This window comes from Phyllobacterium chamaecytisi, assembly GCF_020164455.1.
Classification (GTDB): Bacteria; Pseudomonadota; Alphaproteobacteria; order Rhizobiales; family Rhizobiaceae; genus Phyllobacterium; species Phyllobacterium chamaecytisi.
Window position 1 is genome coordinate 1 of the sequence record NZ_JAIQWW010000073.1, and the last position, 653, is coordinate 653.

Annotated in this window: 1 protein-coding gene; it reads right to left on the bottom strand. The window is 59.3% G+C overall.

The features are described 5' to 3' along the window. Positions 1-653: non-homologous end-joining DNA ligase (gene ligD, locus LB462_RS30970; RefSeq protein ID WP_224515963.1), on the bottom strand; the 653-nt coding region annotated here is incomplete at both ends.

The window sequence follows — 653 nt, forward strand, 5'->3', positions numbered from 1 at the left end:
CCATCGTCGTTGTGCGCCGCAAGCAGGAGACTTGCGATTGACCCGCGCACCTTGACGGACGGTTCATAGCCAATGACCGCGAAGCTTTCGCTGTTGCTGCATTTGATTTTGAGCCAGTCGCCGGACCTCCCGGAGCGATAGGTGCTGTTTCGATCCTTCGCGATGATCCCTTCAAGGCCGTGCATACACGCGTTCCGCAGAAGAAGCGCGCCATCTGTATTGAATTCCACCGAAAGCCGGATTGCACCTGTGGCATCCGCAAGCAGGGTGGCGAGCATCTGCCGCCGCGATGACAGCTCGATGCCGGTGAGGTCGTGACCGTCGAAGTAGAGCAAATCGAATGCGTAAAGGACTGCGTTCTCTGCCGCGCGTGTCGCCCGTCGGCCGCCGAGATCCTGTTGCAGCAGTCCAAAGTTGGGCAGGCCCTTTTCGTCAAGCACAACCGCCTCACCATCCAGGATCATGGTTGCAGGGCCTAAGTCCTTTGCAGCGGCTGCAATGGTCGGGAAATACGATGTCCAGTCGTGGCCACCCCGGGTGATAATCCGGGCTCCGCGAGGTTCAACGTGGATCGCGAGACGATAGCCATCCCATTTGACTTCGTAGGCCCAATTGTCACCGCTTGGCGGCTTCTTTACCAGCAGGGCGAGGGC